Here is a 6,396-nt window from a genome sequence, read left to right on the forward strand (position 1 = left end):
AGCAAATAGGAGATATCAGAGTGGAGCTAACAGCAGATGAAATAGATGCTTTGAAGGAGTTAATCAATATTGGCGTGGGCAGTGCCGCTGGAATGTTGAACGAAATGATTCAATTTCCCATCCAGTTACAGATTCCTGATATTGAGCTTTTATCCGCGAAGGATTTGCGAAGCGAATTAAAAAAACGCTTCGGTATAGAGCCTCTTTCCGCTGTGCAACTAGGCTTCAGCGGCTCATTTAGCGGCAGCGCCCAACTACTTTTTCCTACCGACAGTGCGGTGAAGTTAGTCTCTGTTCTCACTGGCGAAGAAAAAGGCAGCCCAGACCTTGATTCTCTCAAAATTAGTACCCTCAGCGAGGTAGGGAATATGGTTATTAACGGTATCATGGGTTCGATTGGGAACATTTTAGACCAACCGTTAGACTATGCAGTTCCATATTATGCAGAGGAAAAGATAGAGGCATTACTGTTAAAAGAAGAGTCTGTGGATAGTGGCAGCGTGCTGTTAGCTCCGACTCACTTTAGTATTGAAGAATTGCAAATTCAAGGAGATATTATGCTGTTTTTTGATGTAGGTTCCTTTCAGATGCTGCTGAAGGCGATCGCCGCAGTCTCTTAATATCGCAAATATTACTCAGAGAAACCGGATTTTTTGCGTCGCCGACTGTAAAAACAAACGGGGTTTCGGACTGCAAGTGCAGAGTATCTGCTACAAAGTCCGATCGCCCTTCCCGATCAATTGTATAAAACTATCTAAAATATGGATACACAAAATCAATCAAAAGGCTCAGAATCTCCCGAAACAAACTCGCCTGCCAACATGGATGCGGTAGAGACAAAACTTGCACAAACCGAGGCAAACCAGCCGCCAGCAGAGATTGTCAACAACCAGTACCGGCAGCAACTGATTATGGCTCTAGCAGCAGTCAGAGATGGCGATTTTAGCGTTCGTTTGCCCGCAGACAACGGCTTGGGTGACATTGCTAAAGTATTCAATGAAATGGTGAGTGTTAATGAAAGATTTGCTGACGAGATAGAGCGCGTCAGTCAAGCAGTTGCCGAAGAAGGAAGAGTACCCAAATCAATAGAAATTCAAGAGTTTAAAGGTACTTGGGTTAGCAGTAGCGAGGCGGTGAATGCGACACTCAACAGCTTAATTACCCCGACAATAGACATCGCCAGAGTGCTGCACGCTGTAGCTAAAGGCGATTTATCGGATAAATTTAGCTTAGAATTTGAAGGCAAACCGATCAAAGGATTGTTCCGCCGTATTGGAACTACTCTCAACAAAATGGTAGACCAATTAAATGGTTTTTCCTTAGAGGTAACTCGCGTCGCCCGCGAAGTTGGCAGCGAAGGCAAATTGGGAACGCAAGCGCAGGTAGAAGGGCTATCGGGTATTTGGAAAGAACTTACCGAAAGCGTTAACTTGATGGCGGCAAATCTTACCAATCAAGTGCGGAATATTACTAAGGTTGCAACTGCAATTAGCGTCGGCGATTTGAACGAAAAAATTACAGTTGAAGCGGAAGGGGAAATTTTGCAACTGAAAGATACTCTCAATCAAATGGTTGACAGTCTCAACGATTTTGCAAAGGAGGTGACGCGGGTAGCAAAAGAGGTGGGAACTGAGGGCAAGCTCGGCGGTCAAGCACAGGTGCACGGAGTGGCTGGTGTCTGGAAAGATTTAACACAAAATGTTAATTTAATGGCCAGCAATCTTACCAGTCAGGTACGCAATATTGCTGAAGTTACTACGGCGGTAGCTAGGGGAGATTTGTCTGAGAAAATTACTGTGGAAGCTGAAGGGGAAATTCTGGAACTGAAGAATACGATTAATGAAATGACTGTTCAGCTAAATGAGTTTGCTTTAGAAGTGACGCGAGTTGCTAGAGAAGTTGGGGTTGAAGGTAAATTGGGGGGGCAAGCAACAGTTGAAGGTTTGTCGGGTATTTGGCTGAGTTTGGCTGGCAATGTGAATATTATGGCGGCCAATCTTACGGAACAAGTTCGCAATATTGCGGAAGTTTCTACGGCTGTGGCTCAGGGAGATTTGTCTAAGAAAATTACTGTTGAAGTTAAAGGAGAAGTTCTGGAACTGAAAGATACGCTGAATACGATGGTTGACCAGCTTAATACTTTTGCAGATGAAGTTACTGGGCTGGCAAAAGAGGTTGTTTCCGGACAGTTGGGAGGACAGGCGACAGTACCTGATATCAGCGGTACTTGGAAAGATTTGACGGATAATGTTAATGTAATGGCGGCTAATTTGACGAGTCAGGTACAGCAGATTTCGCAAGTGGCGATCGCAGTTAGCAGTGCTTCGGAGGAATTGATTATCGAAAGCCAAAGTATGGGGGCTGCGGCTGAAGAAACTTCGGCTCAAGCGGGAACTGTATCTGCGGCGGCTGATTTAGTTAATAGCAATACTCAATCGGTAGCTACGGGAATTGAGGAAATGAATGTTAGTATTAAGGAAATTGCTAAGAATGCTTCGGAGGCTGCGACGGTTGCTAATTCGGCGGTGACAATGGCAGAAACTACGAATGAAACTATTACTAAACTCGGTGTTAGCAGTGCCGAAATTGGTAATGTTGTCAAGGTGATTACTTCGATCGCCCAACAAACTAATTTGCTGGCTCTGAATGCTACAATTGAGGCGGCGCGGGCTGGAGAAGCGGGCAAGGGTTTTGCGGTGGTGGCGAATGAGGTGAAGGAGTTGGCGAAACAAACGGCGGCGGCGACTGAGGATATCAGCAAGAAGGTGGAGGCTATTCAAGCTGATACTAAAAGTTCCGTGCTGGCGATCGCCCAAATTACTTCTATTATCAATCAAATCAGCGATTTTCAAACGACGATCGCCAGTGCAGTTGAAGAACAAACGGCTACAACTACCGAAATTGCGCGCAACGTGCACCAATTGGCGATCGGTTCTGAGGAAATTGCCCGCAATATTACCAGCGTCGCCGATGCAGCCGGAAGTACCGCCGCCAGCGCCAGCAATACTCAAAATTCGGCGATCGAACTGTCAAAAACTGCAACCCAATTGCAAGGACTTGTCAATCAGTTTAAGTATTGATTTTGTCAGCAGTCAGCAGTCATTAGTTAGTTGTTAGTTGTTAGTTGTTATTTGTTATTTGTTATTTGTTATGGAAAATTGGAAATTCGTAGCAAGTAACCAATAACTAATAACCAATAACCAATGACCAATGACCAATGACCAATGACTAATGACCAATGACTAATGACCAATTTCCTAAAATGAAAACCTACTCAAAACCAATTTCATTAATTCTAATTGGTGGCTTTTCCGATTCAGAAAATCAGACATTGCGCCAAATTCTAACAGCAGACGAATATGTATTTGCCACAACTACGGATTTATACAATTGCTTAGATATCGCTGAGTGCCACCATCCCAAAGCTGCAATCCTAAATTTTGCAGCCATAGAACACAATTATTTAGGGATTATCCAATTCTTGCAGTTGTTACAAATACCCACGATAATTCTCAGCGACGACTTAGCAAAAAATATGATTCAGTATTTGTCGCTGGCAGGAATATTCGCAACTCTCAAAAAAACCAACAATCAATTAGAATTGCAGCGAACCCTGGCAATGAGTGTCTACCCAAACGGTGGCAGTACAATTGATTGTCGCAGTCAATTTCGGGATTTCAACTTAGGCAGCAGCCAAACAGGAAAACACAACAAATTACAGGATGTTGTCAACAAAGCCATCGGCACAGCAGTTTCTCAGATGAGCGAAACGATCGCCTGCAAGGTAGAATATGAAATGCCATCAGTCGAAGCGATATCGCCAATATTTTTGCAAGAAAACCTGATTAAAACCTTGGGAAAAAACTTAGTAGCTGTAGCGCAGCTCGATTTTAACGGTAATTTATCAGGTTCGGCTCAAATGTTGTTTTCTGGCGAGGCTGCCGATGCTATTGTCTTAGCTCTCAACGGCGGCGGCGATGTCGCCAGCGAGGAATTCAAGCAAGATAAAGCCGACATCATGGGGGAAATTGGCAATTTAGCTATTAGCGGTATAGTCGGCACGTTTAGCAATACATTAAAATACAATCTAGGTTATGTAGTTCCCAACTATATAGAAGGTTCGGCGGACAAAATTTTTAGCGCTGTAAATTTTAATATGAGGTCAACAATTCTACTGTTTAGGTCTCATTTTAAAATTATCGATATTGGTGTCGAAGGCGATTTAATTTTATTTTTCCAAGCTCGCTTGCTGCTGGATATGTTATTTAGAGCTGAATAAAATGCCTAAAATTAAAATTTTAATAGTTGATGATTCGGTAGTGGTGCGCCGATTGTTGAGCAATGTACTTGACGGCGATGCAGCACTGGAAGTTGTGGGTACTGCACCCAACGGTAAAATTGGTTTGGCTAAGATTTCTCAGGTGAATCCAGATTTGATTGTGCTGGATGTGGAAATGCCGGAAATGGACGGTTTGGAGACGCTGGCGGCAATCCGAAAACTGGACGGAGACATTCCAGTAATTATGTTTAGCGCGCTGACGGAGTTGGGCGCTGTTGCTACTCTGAATGCTCTGGCGCTGGGTGCTACGGATTACGTTACCAAGCCTCACAATATGAAGAGCAAGGAGGCGGCACTAGAGAACGTCCGCGAGCAATTAATTCCGAAAATTAAGGCTTTTTGCAGTGGCGGTAATAAGCATAATTTGGCTAATATTTCCGTGGCGGAAAAGGCAAAGGTTGCTAGTAAAAAATCGCTATTTGAATCGCGTTCTATTTCGTCTATTTCAGCGGCAAATATTAAATCTAAAGTCGAAATTTTGGCGGTTGGGGCTTCGACGGGAGGGCCAAATGCTTTGGAAACTATTTTGCAGGCTTTGCCGGCTAATTTCCCTGTACCAATTGTAATTGTGCAGCATATGCCGCCGGTTTTTACGAAGCGTTTGGCCGATCGACTCTCCTCTAAGTGCAAGATTAGAGTGGAGGAAGCTGTGACGGGAAGTATTGTCGAACCCGGAGTTGCTTGGATAGCGCCGGGGGATTATCACATGGTGCTGGAAAAACAGGGTTTTGGAGCGCGAATTCGCACGAATCAGGAGGCGCGGGAAAACTCTTGTCGCCCTGCGGTTGATGTGCTGTTTCGATCGACTGCTAAGATTTATGGTGCTGGGGTTTTGGGTGTGGTGCTGACGGGAATGGGGCAAGACGGGCTGCAGGGTTGTCAGAATATCCGGCAGGCTGGGGGCAAGATTATTGTTCAAGATGAGCTCAGCAGCGTAGTCTGGGGGATGCCGGGAAGTGTTGCTAATTCTGGTTTTGCCGATCGAGTGGTATCCTTGCAAGACATGGCACGCGAAATTATCGATCGAGTTATTAGTTAGTAGTTATTAGTTAGTAGTTATTAGTTATTAGACCTCTTGCAAAAAAAATCTATGTTACAATTAAAGGCTTTAAATTTTCGATCTGAGAGCTAAGCTGTTGCGGCATTCAAATTATATGTAAAAACAAACAATGAGTGGGGTTTCCCGCCCGCCCGGAATATACAATGTTTATTTGCGCGACAGCTTATCTTGTAAACTATCAGTCTCAGGATGGAAATGAACATTGCTTTTTTTAAACAAGCTGAAATCGTGGGAATGCCCCAATCCAAAATTTAGGCAAATCATTTGTGCCGGTTTCTCGATCAATCACCGCTTGCATTTTTAGGGTGTGGTATTTTTTATTGCACGAGTAGTCTTTTTTATGTGTTTTTTGGCGATCGATAGCTGTTTCTGTGACATCCATTACCACAGCTTTGCTGATGCCCAAAACCTTTGAACAATGCTTTTTTCCCAGTCATACCAAACTTTCCCGTTTTCATTAAAATAGTAAAAGCAGTGCTGTTGCGACAGATGAGGAGAATGACACTAGGGGATGCTATTATTGCGGCAACAGCTTTGGTATATGGCAGAAGTTTAGCGACTAGAAATATAGGGAATTTTCGGTGGATTGCTGAACTCACACTGATTAATCCATTTGAGGCTCAAGCAAAGATGGGCGATCGCACTTCAGGAAGAAAAGGGCGCACTTCGGGAAGAAAAGGGCGATCGCACTTTTATTGACTGCTTTTTACGTGATGTGCAACATAAGAGCGCAGCACAGCATTCATCAGAGATTGATAGCCTTTTCCTTGGTTTTTAAACCAATCTAATACATCGCTATCGACTCTTAAAGAAATAGCTTGTTTTGTCAGTGGTGTTACGAGTTGTGCTTTTTCCCAGAAAATCGCATCTAACTCAGGAATATCAGAGGTATCGATCGCAGATTCTGGAATATTTTCTAATTCTTCAAGTCGTTTGGGCGAGATAGTCATAGTAGGTATTTTTTTCTTGACGAGTGGCTTTTCTTGCAGAGATGATG

7 protein-coding genes are annotated in these 6,396 nt (G+C 43.7%); 5 read left to right on the top strand and 2 right to left on the bottom strand.

The genetic code is table 11. The features are described 5' to 3' along the window. The 4 genes from WBA89_RS15715 to WBA89_RS15730 form a co-directional block, all read left to right on the top strand. On the top strand, positions 1-620 hold a 620-nt coding region (locus WBA89_RS15715), incomplete at its 5' end, for a chemotaxis protein CheX (protein WP_424407979.1). Between the two features lie 141 nt (positions 621-761). Further along, complete coding sequence (locus WBA89_RS15720) at positions 762-3,080, top strand: methyl-accepting chemotaxis protein (protein WP_424407981.1); 2,319 nt, start codon at positions 762-764, stop codon at positions 3,078-3,080. 158 nt (positions 3,081-3,238) lie between these two features. After that, on the top strand, positions 3,239-4,279 hold the full coding sequence (locus WBA89_RS15725) for a hypothetical protein (protein ID WP_424407983.1): 1,041 nt from the start codon (positions 3,239-3,241) through the stop codon (positions 4,277-4,279). 1 nt (position 4,280) lies between these two features. Beyond that, positions 4,281-5,378 carry a protein-glutamate methylesterase/protein-glutamine glutaminase gene (locus tag WBA89_RS15730; protein ID WP_424407985.1) on the top strand — a complete coding sequence of 366 codons (1,098 nt, stop codon included), beginning with the start codon at positions 4,281-4,283 and terminating at the stop codon, positions 5,376-5,378. A gap of 232 nt (positions 5,379-5,610) precedes the next feature. On the opposite strand, the gene WBA89_RS15735 is transcribed toward WBA89_RS15730, so the two are convergent. Next, positions 5,611-5,781 carry a transposase family protein gene (locus WBA89_RS15735; protein ID WP_424407987.1) on the bottom strand — a complete coding sequence of 57 codons (171 nt, stop codon included), beginning with the start codon at positions 5,779-5,781 and terminating at the stop codon, positions 5,611-5,613. A gap of 116 nt (positions 5,782-5,897) precedes the next feature. On the opposite strand from WBA89_RS15735, the gene WBA89_RS15740 reads away from it, so the two are divergent. Then, complete coding sequence (locus WBA89_RS15740; RefSeq protein WP_424407989.1) at positions 5,898-6,098, top strand: hypothetical protein; 201 nt, start codon at positions 5,898-5,900, stop codon at positions 6,096-6,098. Here WBA89_RS15740 and WBA89_RS15745 read toward each other — a convergent pair. Beyond that, positions 6,092-6,396 (bottom strand): BrnA antitoxin family protein (locus tag WBA89_RS15745; protein WP_424407991.1); only part of this gene is annotated, 305 nt, incomplete at its 5' end. The genes WBA89_RS15740 and WBA89_RS15745 overlap by 7 nt on opposite strands.

Source organism: Microcoleus sp., from assembly GCF_049646505.1.
Taxonomy (GTDB): Bacteria; Cyanobacteriota; Cyanobacteriia; order Cyanobacteriales; family Microcoleaceae; genus Microcoleus.